Source organism: Pseudomonas sp. Pseu.R1 (assembly GCF_045764065.1).
Lineage (GTDB): Bacteria > Pseudomonadota > Gammaproteobacteria > Pseudomonadales > Pseudomonadaceae > Aquipseudomonas.
In genome coordinates, this window is the sequence record NZ_JBJGEE020000001.1 from 3,393,451 (window position 1) to 3,409,846 (window position 16,396).

The window sequence follows — 16,396 nt, forward strand, 5'->3', positions numbered from 1 at the left end:
TGCTCCGCTGTACCTCTCGCTCGCTCCCCGACTCCACGCGCCGCTCGTTCTGAGCTGATTGCTTCATCTCGTCCGTTTTCACGTCGCGTAACGCCTGGAGTATTTCCCTATGTTGACCTTCCTCGGCTTCGCCATGGTCGTCGCTTTCATGTACCTGATCATGAGCAAGCGCTTGTCTGCGCTGATCGCCCTGATCATCGTGCCGATCGTATTCGCTCTGTTCGGCGGCTTCGCTTCGGGCATCGGTCCTATGATGCTCGCCGGTATCACCAAGCTTGCGCCCACGGGCGTGATGCTGATGTTCGCCATTCTCTACTTTGCCCTGATGATCGACTCTGGCCTGTTCGACCCGGCCGTGCGCAAGATCCTCAAGCTGGTCAAAGGCGACCCGGTGAAGGTGTCGGTCGGCACCGCCGTACTGGCCTTGGTCGTTTCGCTGGACGGTGACGGCGCAACCACTTACATGATCTGTGTGGCCGCAATGCTGCCGCTGTACAGCCGTCTGGGCATGAGTCCGCGCATCATGGCGGGCCTGATCATTCTGGCGGGCGGAGTGATGAACATGACGCCATGGGGCGGCCCGACTGCCCGCGCAGCCAGTGCGCTGCATGTCGATCCGTCGGACATCTTCGTCCCCATGATTCCGGCAATGCTGGCCGGTGTGGTGGCGATTCTGGTGATTGCCTATTTCTATGGCAAACGCGAGCGTGCGCGTCTGGGCGAGCTGCATTTGCCGGGCGATGAAGTGGATCACAGCGAAATCAGCGTCTCGCAATTCCCGGAAGCTCGTCGTCCCAAGCTGATCTGGTTCAACGCCGCGCTGACGGCGGCACTGATGGTCGCGCTGATCATGGGCCTGTTGCCGCTGCCGGTGCTGTTCATGATCGCCTTCAGTATCGCGATGATCGTCAACTACCCTTGTCTGCAAGCCCAGAAAGATCGCGTCGCTGCCCATGCCGGGAGCGTGCTGGCCGTGGTGGGTCTGATTTTCGCGGCGGGGATTTTCACCGGCATCCTGTCTGGCACCGGCATGGTCGACGCGATGTCCAAGAGCCTGCTGGCCGTGATCCCCGACGCGATGGGTCCGTATCTGGCCGTCATCACCGCCATCGTCAGCATGCCCTTCACGTTTTTCATGTCCAACGATGCGTTCTACTATGGCGTCTTGCCGGTGCTGTCCGAAGCCGCGTCGCATTACGGCATCAGCCCGGTGGAAATGGCCCGCGCCTCGATCGTCGGTCAGCCAGTGCACCTGTTGAGTCCATTGGTCCCGTCGACCTACCTGTTGGTGGCATTGGCTGGTATCGAATTCGGCGACCATCAGCGCTTTACCCTGAAATGGGCCGTGCTGGTGTGCGTCTGCATCCTGATAGCTGCCCTGCTGATGGGGATCTTCCCGGTCTTCAGCAGTCTATAACGACACATAACGCCCCCGCTCATACCCACGCATCAGTGGGGGCATAACACGCACAAAGGAATCTGTAATGGAATGGCTGACCAACCCTGAGATCTGGGTTGCTTTCTTCACGCTGACAGCACTGGAAATCGTGCTCGGCATCGACAACATCATCATGATCTCGATCCTGGTCAGCCGCATGCCCAAGGCGATGCAACCGCGCACGCGGATCTTCGGTCTGGCGCTGGCGATGGTCACACGGATCCTGCTGTTGCTGTCGATCACCTGGGTCATGCGCCTGACCGACGACCTGTTCGTCGTCTTCGGCCAGGGCATTTCAGGGCGTGACCTGATCCTGTTCTTCGGCGGCCTGTTCCTGCTGTGGAAAAGCTCTCAGGAGATCTACCACGGGCTGGAAGGCGAGGAAGAAGAACTCGAAGAGCCAAAAGGTAAGGGCGGCCAGTTCCTGTACACCATCGTGCAGATCGCGATCATCGACATCGTGTTCTCGCTGGATTCGGTTATTACCGCTGTCGGCATGGTGTCCCATGTGCCGGTGATGGTTGCAGCAATCATCGTCGCGGTGCTGGTGATGATGCTGTGCTCGGGCGTGATCAGTGAGTTCATCGACAAGCATCCCTCACTGAAGATGCTCGCACTGTCGTTTCTGATCGTGGTGGGTACAGTGCTGATCGCTGAATCGTTCGACGTGCATGTGCCTAAAGGCTATGTGTACTTCGCCATGGCATTCTCCCTGGCGGTGGAAGCCATCAACATCAAGATGCGCACGGCCATCGCCAGGAAGAAGGCATTGAAGGACCCGGTGAAACTTCGCAAGGACGTTCCGGGTCAATAAGCTCCGATGCTGTGTGACTGAATGAGAGCGGGGCATTGTGAAATGCCCCGTTTTTTTATTCGCGGCCCGATGCAGCCCGGCTTGCTGGGGGCAGCGATGCTGAAACTCTCACCGCAGGCCAGACTGCTACAGAGAAACCGGCACCTAAGCCAAATGGCTGATTTGTTACAGATTTGTTTCAAGAAATAATCGTCTGTGCCATGCTGGCAATAAGGCCTCGGGCCGACTAAAGCTTTAGTTGAGCATGCTAATCAAGGCACCGCCCAAGCGCTGTCGCTCGCTACACGCTGTACTTTCACTTTTTGCCCATTGGGCAACCTACAGGGGGCTTTCCGTATGCTGACCCTGCTCGATTTGCTTTCTGCCGTCGCGCTTTTGATCTGGGGCACGCACATCGTTCGGACCGGCATTTTGCGCGTCTACGGCTCGCAGCTACGCCGCGTGCTGAGCCAGAACATGTCCAAACGTCCGCTGGCGTTCATCGCCGGGATTCTCGTCACCGCGCTGGTGCAGAGCAGCAACGCCACCGCGATGCTGGTGACTTCGTTCGTCGGCCAGAACCTGATGGGCCTCACCCCTGCGCTGGCGATCATGCTCGGCGCCGACGTGGGTACGGCGGTCATGTCGCGGATTCTGACGTTCGACCTGTCGTGGCTGTCACCGCTGCTGATCTTCCTCGGCGTCATTTTCTTTCTGTCGCGCAAACAGACTCGCGTTGGTCAATTGGGGCGTGTCGGGATCGGCCTCGGGCTGATCATTCTGGCGCTGCAACTGATCGTCACCGCTGCTGCGCCGATCACACAAGCCGCCGGGGTAAAAGTGCTATTCGCCTCGCTGACCGGCGATATCCTGCTCGACGCCCTGGTCGGTGCGATGTTCGCGCTGATTTCCTACTCCAGCCTTGCCGCCGTGCTGCTGACCGCCACGCTGGCGGGTGCGGAGATCATCAGTTTGCCAGTGGCCATCGGCCTGGTGATCGGCGCCAACATCGGCAGCGGCCTGCTGGCCTTTCTCAGCACCAGCATGCAGAACGTCGCCGGGCGTCAGGTCGCACTGGGCAGCCTGCTCTACAAACTGATCGGCCTGCTGCTGATCATTCCGGTGCTGACCCCACTGGTGCACTGGATGGACACCCTTAACGTCAGCCCGTCGAGCCTGGTGATCAGTTTTCATGTGATCTACAACTCGCTGCGCTGCCTGATCATGCTGCCCACCGTCGGTCCGATGGGGCGGCTGTGTGCCTCGATTTTGCCTCAGGCGGCAGAGGTCAATGGCCAGACCAAACCCCGCCATCTGGACCTCGCAGCGCTGTCGACGCCAAGTCTGGCGCTGGCCAACGCCGTACGTGAAACCCTGCGCATGGGGGACCTGATCGACAGCATGCTCAATGCGATGCAGGAAGTGCTGCGCGGGAATCAGACGTCGGTCACGCAGGAAGTCCGGCGCCTGAACGATGACATCGAGGTGCTGTATAACGCCATCAAACTGTATCTGGCGCAGATGCCCCGCGAAGACTTGAGCGATCAGGACAACCGGCGCTGGGCGGAAATCATCGAGCTGTCGATCAACCTGGAACTGGCCAGCGGCCTGATCGAGCGTATGCTGCGCAAGGTCCAGCAGCAAAAGACGTCGCAACGCCGGTCGTTTTCCGATGTGGGTCTGGAAGAGCTTTCCGGCCTGCACGAGCAACTGATGGCCAACCTGCGCCTGGGGCTTTCAGTGTTCCTCAGTGGCGACCCGGAAAGTGCACGCCAGTTGTTGCGTGAAAAACGTCGCTTCCGGGCACAGGAGCGGCGTCTGGCCCATGCCCATGTCAGCAGACTGCAACGTAAGATCGTGCAGAGTATCGAGACCAGTTCGTTGCACCTTGAGCTGATCGCCGACATGAAACGACTGAATTCATTGTTCTGCAGCAGCGCCTATGCCGTTCTTGAAACCTCTGACACCGGGGCCTTGTCCAGCGAGAGCCAGCCAGAATAATCGGGGTGAACGCCCGGACCAGGGAGCAGTCTGTTACACATACCGGCCCGCAAGGAAGCCCGTTTTTATGCGTTGCCTGCTGTTCGCTGTTCTGTTTTTGACCTCCTTTTCCTCGATGGCCCTCGACCGCTTTCAAGTGGAGGGCTATGTATTGCCCAACGGCTTGCAGCTGCTGCTCAAGCCCGCGGAAAAAGGTCATGTGTCGATTCGCCTGGTGGTGGGCGTCGGCTTCGACGACTTCCCCTGCGCGGACAAGGAGCTGCCGCATCTGCTGGAGCATTTGCTGTTCAGCGGCATCGACGACTCCGGTGAAGGCGGGCTGGAGCAGCAGATGCAGGCGCTGGGCGGGGAATGGAACGCCTTCACCAGCAACACTGACACGACGTTCGTGATCGAGGCCCCGGCGCAGAACCAGCGCAAAGTGCTGGACCTGCTGCTCAACGTACTGACTCACACACAAATCAATCAGGCCAATCTCGACACTGCCAAACGTATCGTTGAACGTGAAGATGGCGGGCATTACTCCCACTTGCAGCGTTGGCTCGACAAACGTGACCTTGGCCACAGCGCCAGCAGCCAACTGGCGGTGGAGATGGGTCTCAAATGCGCCGAACGTTCGGAGGTTGACCATCTGACGCTGGAGCAGGTCGAAACCCTGCATGACAACTGGTACGCGTCGAACAACATGACGCTGATCATCGTCGGCGATCTCGACAAACTGCTGCCTGCCTACCTGGAGCGCACCTTTGGCCAACTCAACGGCGTTGACCCTACCGAGCATCCACCTCTTGCCACCGCCAGCGAGAAAGCCGAGCCGGAACGCACGCTGGTGCGCGGGACGCTCGGGGACGGCGCGAAGCTGCACCTGTTCTTCACCGAGCCGGACATGGGTGAGCAACACGATGAAACCTGGGATCTGGTCAAGGCCTATCTGGATTGGGCGCTGTACAGCGAGTTGCGTCTGGACAAAGGTTACTCCTACGGCCCGTGGGTAGATCGCGAGGCCTTTGGCGACACCGGTTTCATGAGCCTGAATGCCGATCTGGACCGTGATGACGTCGAAAGCGCGGTCAGCTCTGTTCGCGCCATGCTGGAGCAGTTGCGCAAAGAGGGCATGGACCCGGCGACGTTTGCTCGTTTGCAGCAGGCCTCGATTGCCAAACAGGCGTGGGCGGTGCAGGGCAACAGTGCGCTGGCCGACTATTACTGGGGCGCGTTGAACGACTATGAGGACGGTCGGTTTGAAGATCCGGGCAAGCGTACCAAGGCGGTGAGTCTGGATCTGGCGAACCGTGCGCTGCGCCAGATGCTGACCCAACCCGGGTATCTGCGGATTGAGGAACCGTTGCTCAGCTATGACGAGCTGTATGAGATCGGTCTGGCGTTGGGTGCGTTGATGGTGTTACTGATCGTCTGGCGCTGGCGGGTGTACAAAAAACGACCAGCCTGACGCGAGTTGTATTTGATTTTGTGGGAGCCGAATTGCTGGCTCCCACAATGGTCGCGTCGCATCTGAAACTGTCGACCGTTGCTAAAGCCGTATTGCTATCCTGCGCAGGTTTTTTCCTACAGCCCAAGTGACCACCGAAATGCCGGACCTCAACGCCCTCATCCAGAACTCCCTCGTCCAGCGCGTGCTGGAGTTCATGAAACGCTACCCGGGGCTGATCGCGCTGTTCGGGTTTTGCTCGGGGGTGGCCAGTTTCATTCTGGTGGACCGTCAGGCCCGGCCTGCGAGCTGGATTGCGGTGGTACTGCTGGTCAGTTGGTTGTGGCTGATGGTCGAGAACAGCGCTGTTGCCCTCATCGCCAAGCTCTTCAAACGCGAGATTCCGCAACCGCTACTGCGCTACGCCACGCAGATGATCCATCAGGAAAGTCTGTTTTTCGTGCTGCCGTTCTTCTCGATCACCACCACCTGGAACAGTGGACAACTGGCCTTCACAGGCATGCTGGCGGTGGCGGGGCTGATTTCGATCATCGATCCGCTGTACTACAAATGGCTGGCGCCGCGCCGTTGGCTGTTCCTGGCGTTGCACACGTTGACGCTGTTTGCCGCCATGCTCACGGCGTTGCCGATCATCCTTCACCTGACCACCGCTGAAAGTTACAAACTGGCGCTGGGCACCGCGATGCTGCTGTCGATTCCAAGTCTGGCATCCAGCTTCCCGATCAACAGCTTCAAACGCGGAGTAGGGCTGGCGATCCTGGTCGCCGCCATCGGTGGCGCGGGGTGGCTGCTACGTTCATGGGTGCCGCCCGCGACGTTGTGGATGACCGAGGTTGCTGTCAGCACCCAGTTCGACAACCAGAACCGCACCCCCGGCGAGAGCATTCAGGAGATCGGCGTCAATCAACTGCGCAGCAGCGGGCTGTACGCCTACACCTCGATCAACGCCCCCCGTGGCCTGGATGAGCGGATTTATCACGTTTGGCGCCACAACGGCGAAGAAGTCGATCGAATTGCTCTAGACATCCATGGCGGACGCAAGGAAGGCTACCGCGCGTGGACACACAAACAGAACTTTCCGCCGGATGTGCTCGGCAATTGGCAGGTGCGGGTGCTGACAGAGGATGGCCAGATGATCGGCGTATTGCGCTTTGAAGTGACGGATACCGACCAGCCTGCGGTGACTCGCAAGAAGATCAAGCCTGCCGGTCTCAAGCCTGGGGCAGACGATCTTGGCTCATCCGATTCAGGTGCTGACAAGGCCGATGACGATACGCCATCATCGAGCGATTCCGACCCGGCTAAAACCAACTAAGCTCGTCGCTATGACCCCATCGATCAGCCTCGCCCACCCATCGCCCAAGGCATGCGGCAGCGTCCGACTGGACACTTCGACCAATCCCACTCAGATGTGGATTACCGGAGACTGGACGCTCGCCCACTACCACGAACTCAAGCGCCAAACCGATGCATTGAGCGACGGCTTCAGTCCGGCCACGCAAGTGGACATGAGCGATCTGGGTGCGCTGGACACTGCGGGGGCCTCATTGTTGGTTGAACTGCTGGGCGTTCAGCGCCTGAGATTGTTGGCGGTGCAGGCGCCCAACCTGCCGGAATCCAGCCGCGCGCTGATGCAAACCATTCAAAGTGCGCTGTGCGATTACTGCCAGCCCATGAAAGATCCCGAAGTCGCCGTTGGCACGCAGTTGCTGGCTCGGATCGGATCGGCGGTTGAAGTGGTCTGGAAAGACACCCTGCAGCTGCTGGGTTTCATCGGGCTGATCCTGCAAAGCTTCGTCACCACGATGGTTCGCCCCAAGCGCTGGCGCACTACGTCGGTCATCGCTCACATCGAACAGATCGGACTGGACGCTGCGCCCATCGTCGCGCTGCTGACCTTCATGGTCGGCGCGGTTGTGGCGTTTCTCGGAGCCACGGTGCTCAAGGCCTTTGGCGCGACGATCTTTACGGTCGATCTGATCGGCTTTTCGTTTCTACGCGAGTTTGCCGTACTACTGACAGCAATCCTCCTCGCGGGCCGCACTGCCAGCGCCTTCACGGCGCAAATCGGCTCGATGAAAGCCAATGAAGAACTCGATGCCCTGCGCACATTGGGACTGAGTCCTACCGAAATGCTGGTGCTGCCCCGCGTGCTGGCGCTGCTCATCTCACTGCCGATGCTGACGTTTCTGGCCATGCTCTGCGGCATCGTCGGTGGGGGCGTGGTCTGCGCGCTGTCGCTCGACATCTCGCCTGCGATGTTTCTGTCGCTGATGCAGGCCGACATCGGCGTGCAGCATTTCCTGGTGGGGATCGTCAAAGCGCCGATCTTCGCCTTCTTTATTGCCGCGATCGGTTGCCTGGAAGGCTTCAAGGTGGAGGGCAGCGCCGAATCGGTGGGCGCTCACACCACCTCCGCCGTGGTGCAGTCGATTTTCGTGGTCATTGTGCTGGATGCAGTGGCCGCGATGTTCTTCATGGAGATGGGCTGGTGACCCGACGTTGCGTTAATCCCAGCGAAGCGGTGATTCAGGTGCGAGGCCTGTGCAACCGCTTTGGCCCGCAGGTGGTGCATCAAAACCTTGATCTGGACCTTTATCGCGGGGAAATCCTCGCCGTGGTCGGCGGCTCGGGCAGCGGCAAGTCAGTGCTGATGCGCAGCATTGTCGGATTGCAGCAACCCGCTGAAGGTCACGTTCAGGTGCTTGGTAAGGACTTGCTGAATCTGCCGTACAAAGAGCGTTCGCAGGTTGAACGACGTTTCGGCGTGCTGTTTCAGAAAGGCGCGTTGTTTTCGTCGCTGACCATCACCGAGAACGTCGCGCTGCCGCTGATCGAACACGCCGGGTTGAGCCGCGAAGAGGCCGAGCATCTGGCCGGGATCAAAATGGCCCTGTCCGGATTGCCGCTGTCGGCCGCCCACAAATACCCGGCGTCGCTGTCGGGGGGCATGATCAAACGGGCGGCCCTCGCTCGCGCTTTGGCGCTGGACCCGGACATTCTGTTCCTCGACGAACCCACAGCGGGCCTCGACCCGATTGGCGCTGGCGCGTTCGATCAGTTGATCCTGACCCTGCGCGACGCGCTGGGCCTGAGCGTGTTCATGGTCACCCACGACCTGGACACCCTTTACACCATCACTGACCGGGTCGCCGTGCTCGCACAAAAGCGCGTGCTGGTGGCCGACAGCATCGACAAGGTGTCGGCCTTCAAGGACGACTGGATTCACGAATACTTTCATGGCCCTCGAGGCCGTTCGGCCTATGCTGCGGCCACCCACCCTCACGAGGTCTCATGATGGAAACCCGCGCCCATCACGTCTTGATTGGCCTGTTCACGGTGATCGTGGTCGCCGCCGCGCTACTGTTCGGTTTATGGCTGGCCAAGTCCAGCGTCGACACCGCGTTCAAGGATTATCAGGTCGTGTTCAACGAGGCCGTGACCGGCCTGTCCCGTGGCAGCCCTGTGCAGTACAACGGCATCAAGGTCGGTGATGTGGTCAACCTGCGCCTCGACCCGCAGGACCCTCGCCGCGTGCTGGCGCAGATTCGCGTCGCCGGAGAAACCCCGATCAAACGCGACACCTTCGCCAAACTCGCCCTGGCCGGGATCACGGGCACTTCGATCATTCAGCTCAGTGGCGGCACGCCTCAAAGCGAACCCCTCAAGGGTGATGACGGCAAGCTACCAGAGATCATTGCCTCACCCTCACCGATTTCGCGCTTGCTCAATGACAGCAACGACCTGCTCACCGGGATCAATACGCTGCTGCACAACGCCAACGAGCTGTTGTCGTCCAAGAACGTGCAAGCGCTGAGCAACACCATGGCGCATCTGGAACAAACCACGGCGGTGATCACCGATCAACGCGAAGACATCCGCCAGACGCTCAAAAACCTGCTGGCACTGAGCAAACAGGCCAGTGCGACACTGGATCAAACCTCCACCGCGATGCGCAACGCTAACGTGCTGTTCACGGTCGACGGTAAGCAGGCCATCGCCACCGGCCAGGCAGCGATGGTGTCGCTGCAAGAAAGCACGGACACCATCAACCGGCTGATCAAGGCCAATAAGGAATCGGTCGATGGCGGCTTGCAAGGCCTGAACGAACTCGGCCCGGCGATTCGCGAATTGCGGGAAACGCTGGCCTCGCTCAAGACCATTTCCCGCAGCCTGAACGCTAACCCCAGCGGCTACCTGCTAGGTAGCGACAAGAACAAGGAGTTCGAGCCATGAGGCTTGCCCGTTTTTTCTTCACTCGGTTGTTGCTGGCAGGCGCGCTGGCGTCCATGGCGGCCTGTTCGATTTTGCCCAAGTCGGAGCCGCTGGACGTCTACCGCCTGCCAACGGCCTCGACCGCCACCAAGGCCGCGACACCTGTGCCATGGTCGCTGCGCGTGGCGCGGCCCAAAGCCAGTGAAACCCTCGACAGCTCGCGCATCGCGGTCATCCCACAAGGTGACGTGATCAGCAGTTATAAAGGCGCGCGCTGGAGCGACCCGGCGCCCGTGCTGTTGCGCAATCGGCTGACCGACGGGTTCTATCGTGATGGTCGAGTGCAGTCCATCAGCACCGATGACAGCAATTTGCAGGCGGATTTCGAGCTGAGCGGGGAGTTGCAGGCGTTTCAGAGCGAATACAAAGGGCAAGCCATTGAAGTGGTGATTCGCCTGGATGCACGGCTGGCGGATGAACGTCAGCGGATCATCGCCAGCCGTCGTTTCGAAGTCCACCAGCCGGTGGCTGATAAACAAGTCTCGGCGGTTGTAGGAAGCTTCGGGCAGGCCAGCGACACGCTGACCGCCCAAGTGCTGCAATGGACGCTGGAGCAAGGCCAGCGGCATTACACCGCTGAGCCGAAGAACCAGTAGCAGACAAAAATTGCGGCGATCACACCAGACAACTCAGCCAGCAGCGCGCAACCCACCGCATGGCGCGCGCGCTGAATGCCCACGGCGCCGAAATACACCGCCAACACATAGAAAGTGGTTTCGGTGCTGCCTTGAATCGTCGCGGCCACGAGGGCAGGGAAGCTGTCGACGCCTTGGGTCTTCATTGTTTCGATCAACATTGCCCGGGCGGCACTGCCAGAGAACGGCTTGACCAGCGCTGTGGGCAGAGCATCGACAAAACGGGTGTCCAGCCCCATCCACTGAATCGCGTGGCGAATCCCTTCCAGAAGCAGATCCAGCGCCCCCGAAGCTCGCAACACGCCAACCGCGCAAAGCATCGCCACCAGATACGGCAGCAGATTCTTCGCCACGTCGAAGCCTTCTTTCGCGCCTTCGACGAAGGTTTCGTACACCTTGACCTTACGCAGCGCGCCCACCATCAGAAACAGCATGATGATGCCGAACAGAGTGACGTTGCCCAGCACCGAGGACAGGCTTGCCAGCGCAGTGGCCGACAGCCCGGCGAGCATCGCCATGAAGCCGCCCAGCAGCAGCGCGCCGGGAACGAGGTAAGCGAGTACCACCGGATCCCACAACCGCAGGCGCTGCATGAACGCTACCGACAGAAGGCCCACCAGGGTCGAGGCGCTGGTCGCCAACAGGATCGGCAGGAACACCATGGTCGGGTCGACCGCGCCTTGCTGGGCGCGGTACATGAAGATGGTCACCGGCAGCAGGGTCAGCGAGGAGGCGTTGAGCACCAGAAACAGGATCTGCGCGTTACTGGCAACGGTCTGGCTGGGGTTCAATTCTTGCAACGAGCGCATGGCCTTCAGGCCGATGGGCGTGGCAGCGTTGTCCAGACCGAGGGCGTTAGCGGCGAAGTTGAGGGTGATCAGCCCCAATGCCGGATGGCCGCGCGGGACTTCCGGCATCAGGCGATGAAACAGCGGTGCGAGGACTTTGCCGAGCCAATCGACGATCCCGGCCTTTTCCGCGATGTTCAGAAAGCCCAACCACAGGGTCAGGGTGCCGAACAGCAGCACCATCACCTCCACCGACAGCTTGGCCATCGCAAAGATACTCTCGACCATGGCCGCGAAAATCCCGGCGTTGCCACCCACCAGCCACTGCGCCAGCGCGGAAACCGCCGCGACCACGAAAAAACCAAGCCACAGGCCATTGAGCATCAGAAAACCCCCTCACACGATGCGCGGATGATAGCGGCGGAGGGCGAAACAACAAACCCTTGGCTGTATTGGTGATCCCCTGAGGGCATGGATTGCTCATTGTGGGAGCCGGCTTGCTGGCGAATGCGGTGGATCAGTCAGTTCATCCATGGCTGACACACTGCTTTCGCCAGCAAGCCGGCTCCCACAGGGGTATGGCGCAGACCCTGAGTTCTCCCAAAACAACAAACCCCGGACAGGCCGGGGTTTGTGTTCAAGCGATGCCGCAATCAATCAACCGTCGATTGAACCGCTGGCACCGATTCCTTGCTGCGCCAGTGCGGCAGCGAATTCCAGTAACGCTCGCCTTTGGCCTCGTCGTACATGCCTTCCCAACGGGCGATGACCAGCACGGCCAGGGCGTTGCCGATCACGTTCAGGGCGGTGCGCGCCATGTCCATGATGCGATCGACACCGGCAATGAACGCCAGGCCTTCCAGCGGAATGCCCACGCTGCCCAATGTCGCCAGCAGTACCACGAAGGAAACGCCCGGCACACCAGCGATGCCTTTGGAGGTGACCATCAGGGTCAACACCAGCATCACTTGCTGGCCGATGGACAGATCGATGCCATACAACTGCGCGATGAACAGCGCCGCGATGCTCTGGTACAGGGTCGAACCATCAAGGTTGAACGAGTAGCCCGTCGGCACCACGAAGCTGCTGATGGCTTTCGGCGCGCCGTAGGCTTCCATCTTCTCGATCACGCGCGGCAGCACGGTTTCGGAGCTGGCAGTGGAGTAGGCCAGCACCAGCTCATCCTTGAAGATGCGCATCAGCTTGATGACTGAGAAGCCGAACAAGCGCGCCACCAGGCCCAGCACCACGAACGCAAAGAAGGCGATGGCGACGTAAACCAGGATCACCAGCTTGGCCAGTGGCAGCAGCGAGGCGAAGCCGAAGTTGGCGACGGTGACGGCGATCAGCGCGAAAACACCAATCGGCGCGTAGTTCATGATCATGTGGGTGACCTTGAACATGGTTTCCGATACGCCCTGGAACACCTTGACCAGCGGCTCACGCACTTCGGCGTTCAGGCTGGACAGGCCCAGACCGAAAAACACCGAGAAGAAGATGATCGGCAGCATGTCGCCACGGGCAACGGCTGCGAAGATGTTCGACGGAATCAGGTTGAGGATCGTCGCGATGAACGCGTGATCGTGCTGCACTTCGGCAGTGGTTTTCTCATATTGCGAGATGTCCACGGTGCCCAGCGTGCTCATGTCGATGCCGGTGCCCGGATGGAACACATTGGCCAGCAGCAGGCCGACAACGATGGCAATCGTGGTGACGATTTCGAAGTAGATGATGGTCTTCAGGCCAATACGGCCCAGTTTCTTCGCATCCCCCACACCTGCAATACCGACGACCAGCGACGAGATCACAATCGGGATGACGATCATCTTGATCAGACGAATGAAGATGTCGCCCGCAGGTTGCAGAATGTTGCTGATCCACCAGGCCTTCTCGGCGCTGAAGTGGTTGAGGACGGCGCCCAGGGTGATACCCAGCACCAAACCGATCAGGATCTGCCAGGCGAGGCTCAGTTTTGCCTTCTTCATGTCATTACCTTTGTTGTAGTTGGCATGGACAGTTCTCACCGACGCACTCAGCGATTGCTCTTGTGAAGCAATAGCGAGGGGCGGGTGCCCTTGGATCTGTCCAGAAGGTCTCTGCAAACGAGCGTCCAAGCTCTCGGCAGGCGGAAAAAGGGCGCAACTATTCCCATCAAGACTGCCAACGTCTAATGCCGTAAATGCCTACCTCATGCCGAATCGGTATGAGTCAAATCAAAGACTTAGGTAATTTCGCCTCAAAATGAGGCCGTTGCGATGAGCAAATTTATGCTGGGAAGTGGCTAAATCGTCGCCTGTAGCGCAGTGAAGGGACATTCAGATGACGCAAGTGACAAATGAGTCACATACGGCAGAAACGTCATGGGGAAGGAAAATTTTCGCGATATACGGTCGCCAAGTTTTGCGCGTCGCAAGCCCACGATCAGATGACAGCCTGGCGGCCAATCCAACGATGGACTTGCGTTGCGGCTTCCTGACCCGGCCCACGTATGAGAGCACTCCCTGTGCACTTAGGTCGCTGCGACCACTCCATTGGTCATAACGTCCCGGCCCCTTGGTCACGCGCAGACCTTCCTCGGGTTGCGCGACGTTCGGGAAGACCCCACGCTTTCGGTCTTCCTTCATCTGAATCAGTACCAGTTCGGATCTTTCTTCAACTGCTCCCTCAGCAGGCCTTGCATTCCCTCATCAGGCTTGCCAAGGAAACGATAATCCGCGTGCCGTGTCGGCGACTTGTCGGCGGGAAGCCCCGCAGGGACCTCAACCAACATGGCGTAGGCGTGCGACTTGTCCAGACTGAACGCCACGATGAGCCGTTTATTGATGCACGTGTCCTGGGTTTCGCAGAGAGGCCCTACCAGGTATTTGTCACCGTCCTCGGTCACCGCATTCATCTGATCCGACGTACCGGACAGATTGATCACCCAATCGGGCAAACGTTCCTCTTTCTTCACAACGCCCGACCAGGTCTGACGGTATTCAGGGTCTGAACTTAGCAATTCATTAACCCGCGCCTGCCCGTCGTTGGCGGCCATGGCTGTGGCGCTGGCGCTTGTCAAAAGCGCCAGCGTCAGTGCATGGAAATGCTTGCCAGCCATGATGGTCAGCCCCGACCGCGACGGCCAAAGAAGAACGACACGACGAACATCACCAGGAACACAATAAAGAGAATCTTGGCGATACCCGTGGCGGTGCCTGCGATACCACCGAAGCCCAGTACCGCTGCGACGATGGCGATGATCAGAAATGTGATAGCCCAGCTCAACATGGTGATTCTCCTTACTGTTTTTAATTTCTAACTGCCGCGAGGTGTCCGGCTCGGCCCTCGACGTAGGTTGTGCTTCTGCCACCTTTGGGGTCAGAAAACCCAACTCTGCTGGCGCGACGCTTCTTCGATGGCAGCCGCCGCGCCTTCAACCGATTGCGTGTTCATCCCGACATCCGTGGCCTTGAGCGCACTGGCCTTGGCCAAAGGTGCGCTGTGGATGTAGATCGGATGGATCGAGGACATTTCCTGTTTTTGCGTCCAGTGCGCGAACTGTTGAACAACGATCAGGGTGATCATCAACGCCAGGCTGGCGAACAGGCCCTGCTGCAAATGCAGTGGGGAGATACGCAGGGCGGCTAGACGTTGAGTGTTCATTCAAAGAGCTCCGGATAATCTTGTCGGCCAGTAATAAAGACCTTAGTTACCGAAGATATTGCAGCCCGTGTGCCAGCTTTTTTTGATCAATAAAATCTTTATTAATCAATAACTTGAGTGATTTATCAGGAAGCGTCTTACAAGCAAGCTGCACGATTGAACACTTGGCGTCGTGCGAATTGCACGACCTGGATCATGACCTGTCATCCGCATTCGCCAGCAAGCCGGCTCCCACAAGTACCGCGCCGAATCGAAATCTCATCTTCAACGCTAAACCTGTGGGAGCCGGCTTGCTGGCGAAAGCGCTCGACCCTGCAACATAGAATTTGGGATTGGTTACCCCGCACTGCGCGCCGTCACGCGCAAGGTGTCCGCATCCACACCCTTGACCCCACGAATATTGCGAGCGATTTCCACCGCCAGCTCTTTCTCGGCGTAATTGGCCACCACACCGTCCAGACTCACCACTCCAGCCTTGGTCTCGACCTTGATGTTCAGACCATCCAAGGTACGGCTATAAATAAGACTGGATTTGACCTTGCTGGTAATCCACGCGTCGCTGAACTCTTCACGCACGCTGTTGGCCTGGGCCTCGCTCTGCTCCTTGATGGTCTGGGTGTCGCGTGCGCTGAGGCTGATCAGGTTGTTCACTTCGGTCACACCATCGGTGTTGCTCGCCAGGCTCCCTGCAAGCTGCTTGGCGTCGGCGTCCCTGGCCTGTCCCTTGAGCGTCACAACGCCTTGCGCCGCCGAAACCTCGATGTTCAAGCCCTCGGTCACGCTGTTCCACAACAGCTTGGATTTGATCGTCGCGACCAGCGTCGCATCATCGAAACGCTGCGCCATGTTGGCCTTGGTACCCGGCTCGGCGGCGACCTGCGGGTCAATCTGCAACTGGTTGTCAACCTTGTTGATGCCTTGGGTGTCACCTGCGATTTGCGTGGCCAAGTCCTTGTCGACCTGATTTTCCACCTTGCCCGTCAAGGTCGCAGTGCCCTGTTCGACGTTCACGCCGATGGTGAATGGGCTGAGGTGGCGGTTGAGCGCAAACGCCGTCCAGATCGAGCCTTCCTGACGCGCTTGAGCCAATTGCGTTTGCAGGTCGCCTTGAGCGGCCTGGGCAATGGCAGGGGTCATTCCCAGCAGGCTGGTGGTGGCAATGATCAGGGCGACGTTCTTCAGCGGGTGCATGACGAATCTCCAGACAGTGACAAAGGTGACTACTGAAGAGACTTGGCATTCTCCCAGACGTTCTATTGGCCTGCGGCATCGCAAACGACAGCTCCAGTCTCATTCGCCAGACAGTTTTTCGACGCAGAAGGCCGTAGATCAGCGAAATGTTTGATTTTTTGGCAGATCGCTACCATCCAGCGC

15 protein-coding genes are annotated in these 16,396 nt (G+C 59.2%); 9 read left to right on the forward strand and 6 right to left on the reverse strand.

Annotated elements, in window-relative coordinates:
- The first annotated feature begins 109 nt into the window (after positions 1 to 109).
- From ACI5GA_RS15705 to ACI5GA_RS15745, 9 genes are all read left to right on the forward strand, one after another.
- The gene (locus ACI5GA_RS15705) at positions 110 to 1,417 is read left to right on the forward strand and encodes a CitMHS family transporter (RefSeq protein ID WP_404639563.1); all 1,308 of its coding nucleotides are present in this window, start codon (positions 110 to 112) and stop codon (positions 1,415 to 1,417) included.
- Between the two features lie 67 nt (positions 1,418 to 1,484).
- Positions 1,485 to 2,252 (forward strand): TerC family protein, encoded by a 768-nt coding sequence (locus ACI5GA_RS15710; RefSeq protein ID WP_404639561.1) that lies wholly within the window; start codon positions 1,485 to 1,487, stop codon positions 2,250 to 2,252.
- 336 nt (positions 2,253 to 2,588) lie between these two features.
- On the forward strand, positions 2,589 to 4,232 hold the full coding sequence (locus ACI5GA_RS15715) for a Na/Pi cotransporter family protein (protein WP_404639559.1): 1,644 nt from the start codon (positions 2,589 to 2,591) through the stop codon (positions 4,230 to 4,232).
- A gap of 67 nt (positions 4,233 to 4,299) precedes the next feature.
- Positions 4,300 to 5,682 carry a M16 family metallopeptidase gene (locus ACI5GA_RS15720; RefSeq protein ID WP_421423330.1) on the forward strand — a complete coding sequence of 461 codons (1,383 nt, stop codon included), beginning with the start codon at positions 4,300 to 4,302 and terminating at the stop codon, positions 5,680 to 5,682.
- A 139-nt stretch (positions 5,683 to 5,821) separates the two neighbouring features.
- Entirely contained in the window at positions 5,822 to 6,997 is a 1,176-nt protein-coding gene (locus ACI5GA_RS15725; RefSeq protein ID WP_421423332.1) for a DUF5924 family protein, read from the forward strand.
- Between the two features lie 10 nt (positions 6,998 to 7,007).
- On the forward strand, positions 7,008 to 8,177 hold the full coding sequence (locus ACI5GA_RS15730) for an ABC transporter permease (RefSeq protein WP_404639553.1): 1,170 nt from the start codon (positions 7,008 to 7,010) through the stop codon (positions 8,175 to 8,177).
- Positions 8,174 to 8,980, forward strand: a complete 807-nt coding sequence (locus tag ACI5GA_RS15735) for an ABC transporter ATP-binding protein (protein ID WP_421423335.1) — start codon at positions 8,174 to 8,176, stop codon at positions 8,978 to 8,980. The genes ACI5GA_RS15730 and ACI5GA_RS15735 overlap by 4 nt, the downstream gene beginning before the upstream one ends.
- Positions 8,980 to 9,918, forward strand: coding sequence for an MlaD family protein (locus ACI5GA_RS15740; protein ID WP_404639597.1), 939 nt, complete (start codon positions 8,980 to 8,982; stop codon positions 9,916 to 9,918). Before ACI5GA_RS15735 ends, ACI5GA_RS15740 begins: the two co-directional genes overlap by 1 nt.
- Entirely contained in the window at positions 9,915 to 10,553 is a 639-nt protein-coding gene (locus tag ACI5GA_RS15745; protein ID WP_404639549.1) for an ABC-type transport auxiliary lipoprotein family protein, read from the forward strand. Before ACI5GA_RS15740 ends, ACI5GA_RS15745 begins: the two co-directional genes overlap by 4 nt.
- On the opposite strand, the gene ACI5GA_RS15750 is transcribed toward ACI5GA_RS15745, so the two are convergent.
- From ACI5GA_RS15750 to ACI5GA_RS15775, 6 genes are all read right to left on the reverse strand, one after another.
- Entirely contained in the window at positions 10,526 to 11,764 is a 1,239-nt protein-coding gene (locus tag ACI5GA_RS15750) for a nucleoside recognition domain-containing protein (RefSeq protein WP_404639547.1), read from the reverse strand. The two genes, ACI5GA_RS15745 and ACI5GA_RS15750, sit on opposite strands and share 28 nt — an antisense overlap.
- Before the next feature lie 269 nt (positions 11,765 to 12,033).
- Positions 12,034 to 13,365: a glutamate/aspartate:proton symporter GltP gene (gene gltP, locus ACI5GA_RS15755; RefSeq protein WP_421423338.1), complete on the reverse strand. Its 1,332-nt coding sequence runs from the start codon at positions 13,363 to 13,365 to the stop codon at positions 12,034 to 12,036.
- 644 nt (positions 13,366 to 14,009) lie between these two features.
- Positions 14,010 to 14,477, reverse strand: a complete 468-nt coding sequence (locus ACI5GA_RS15760) for an inhibitor of vertebrate lysozyme family protein (RefSeq protein WP_421423340.1) — start codon at positions 14,475 to 14,477, stop codon at positions 14,010 to 14,012.
- Between the two features lie 5 nt (positions 14,478 to 14,482).
- A complete protein-coding gene (locus ACI5GA_RS15765) occupies positions 14,483 to 14,647 on the reverse strand; it encodes a DUF1328 domain-containing protein (RefSeq protein ID WP_025257796.1) in 165 nt (54 codons plus the stop codon).
- A gap of 90 nt (positions 14,648 to 14,737) precedes the next feature.
- Positions 14,738 to 15,022, reverse strand: coding sequence for a hypothetical protein (locus tag ACI5GA_RS15770; RefSeq protein WP_421423343.1), 285 nt, complete (start codon positions 15,020 to 15,022; stop codon positions 14,738 to 14,740).
- A gap of 336 nt (positions 15,023 to 15,358) precedes the next feature.
- On the reverse strand, positions 15,359 to 16,213 hold the full coding sequence (locus ACI5GA_RS15775; RefSeq protein ID WP_421423345.1) for a BON domain-containing protein: 855 nt from the start codon (positions 16,211 to 16,213) through the stop codon (positions 15,359 to 15,361).
- Between the last annotated feature and the right edge of the window lie 183 nt (positions 16,214 to 16,396).

Excerpts from the sequence above, each read along its gene's own strand:
- ACI5GA_RS15705 (WP_404639563.1), top strand. The coding sequence starts at position 110 with ATGTTGACCTTCCTCGGCTTCGCCATGGTCGTCGCTTTCATGTACCTG.
- ACI5GA_RS15710 (WP_404639561.1), top strand. The coding sequence starts at position 1,485 with ATGGAATGGCTGACCAACCCTGAGATCTGGGTTGCTTTCTTCACGCTG.
- ACI5GA_RS15715 (WP_404639559.1), top strand. The coding sequence starts at position 2,589 with ATGCTGACCCTGCTCGATTTGCTTTCTGCCGTCGCGCTTTTGATCTGG.
- ACI5GA_RS15720 (WP_421423330.1), top strand. The coding sequence starts at position 4,300 with ATGCGTTGCCTGCTGTTCGCTGTTCTGTTTTTGACCTCCTTTTCCTCG.
- ACI5GA_RS15725 (WP_421423332.1), top strand. The coding sequence starts at position 5,822 with ATGCCGGACCTCAACGCCCTCATCCAGAACTCCCTCGTCCAGCGCGTG.
- ACI5GA_RS15730 (WP_404639553.1), top strand. The coding sequence starts at position 7,008 with ATGACCCCATCGATCAGCCTCGCCCACCCATCGCCCAAGGCATGCGGC.
- ACI5GA_RS15740 (WP_404639597.1), top strand. The coding sequence starts at position 8,980 with ATGGAAACCCGCGCCCATCACGTCTTGATTGGCCTGTTCACGGTGATC.
- ACI5GA_RS15745 (WP_404639549.1), top strand. The coding sequence starts at position 9,915 with ATGAGGCTTGCCCGTTTTTTCTTCACTCGGTTGTTGCTGGCAGGCGCG.
- ACI5GA_RS15750 (WP_404639547.1), bottom strand. The coding sequence starts at position 11,764 with ATGCTCAATGGCCTGTGGCTTGGTTTTTTCGTGGTCGCGGCGGTTTCC.
- gltP (WP_421423338.1), bottom strand. The coding sequence starts at position 13,365 with ATGAAGAAGGCAAAACTGAGCCTCGCCTGGCAGATCCTGATCGGTTTG.
- ACI5GA_RS15760 (WP_421423340.1), bottom strand. The coding sequence starts at position 14,477 with ATGGCTGGCAAGCATTTCCATGCACTGACGCTGGCGCTTTTGACAAGC.
- ACI5GA_RS15765 (WP_025257796.1), bottom strand. The coding sequence starts at position 14,647 with ATGTTGAGCTGGGCTATCACATTTCTGATCATCGCCATCGTCGCAGCG.
- ACI5GA_RS15770 (WP_421423343.1), bottom strand. The coding sequence starts at position 15,022 with ATGAACACTCAACGTCTAGCCGCCCTGCGTATCTCCCCACTGCATTTG.
- ACI5GA_RS15775 (WP_421423345.1), bottom strand. The coding sequence starts at position 16,213 with ATGCACCCGCTGAAGAACGTCGCCCTGATCATTGCCACCACCAGCCTG.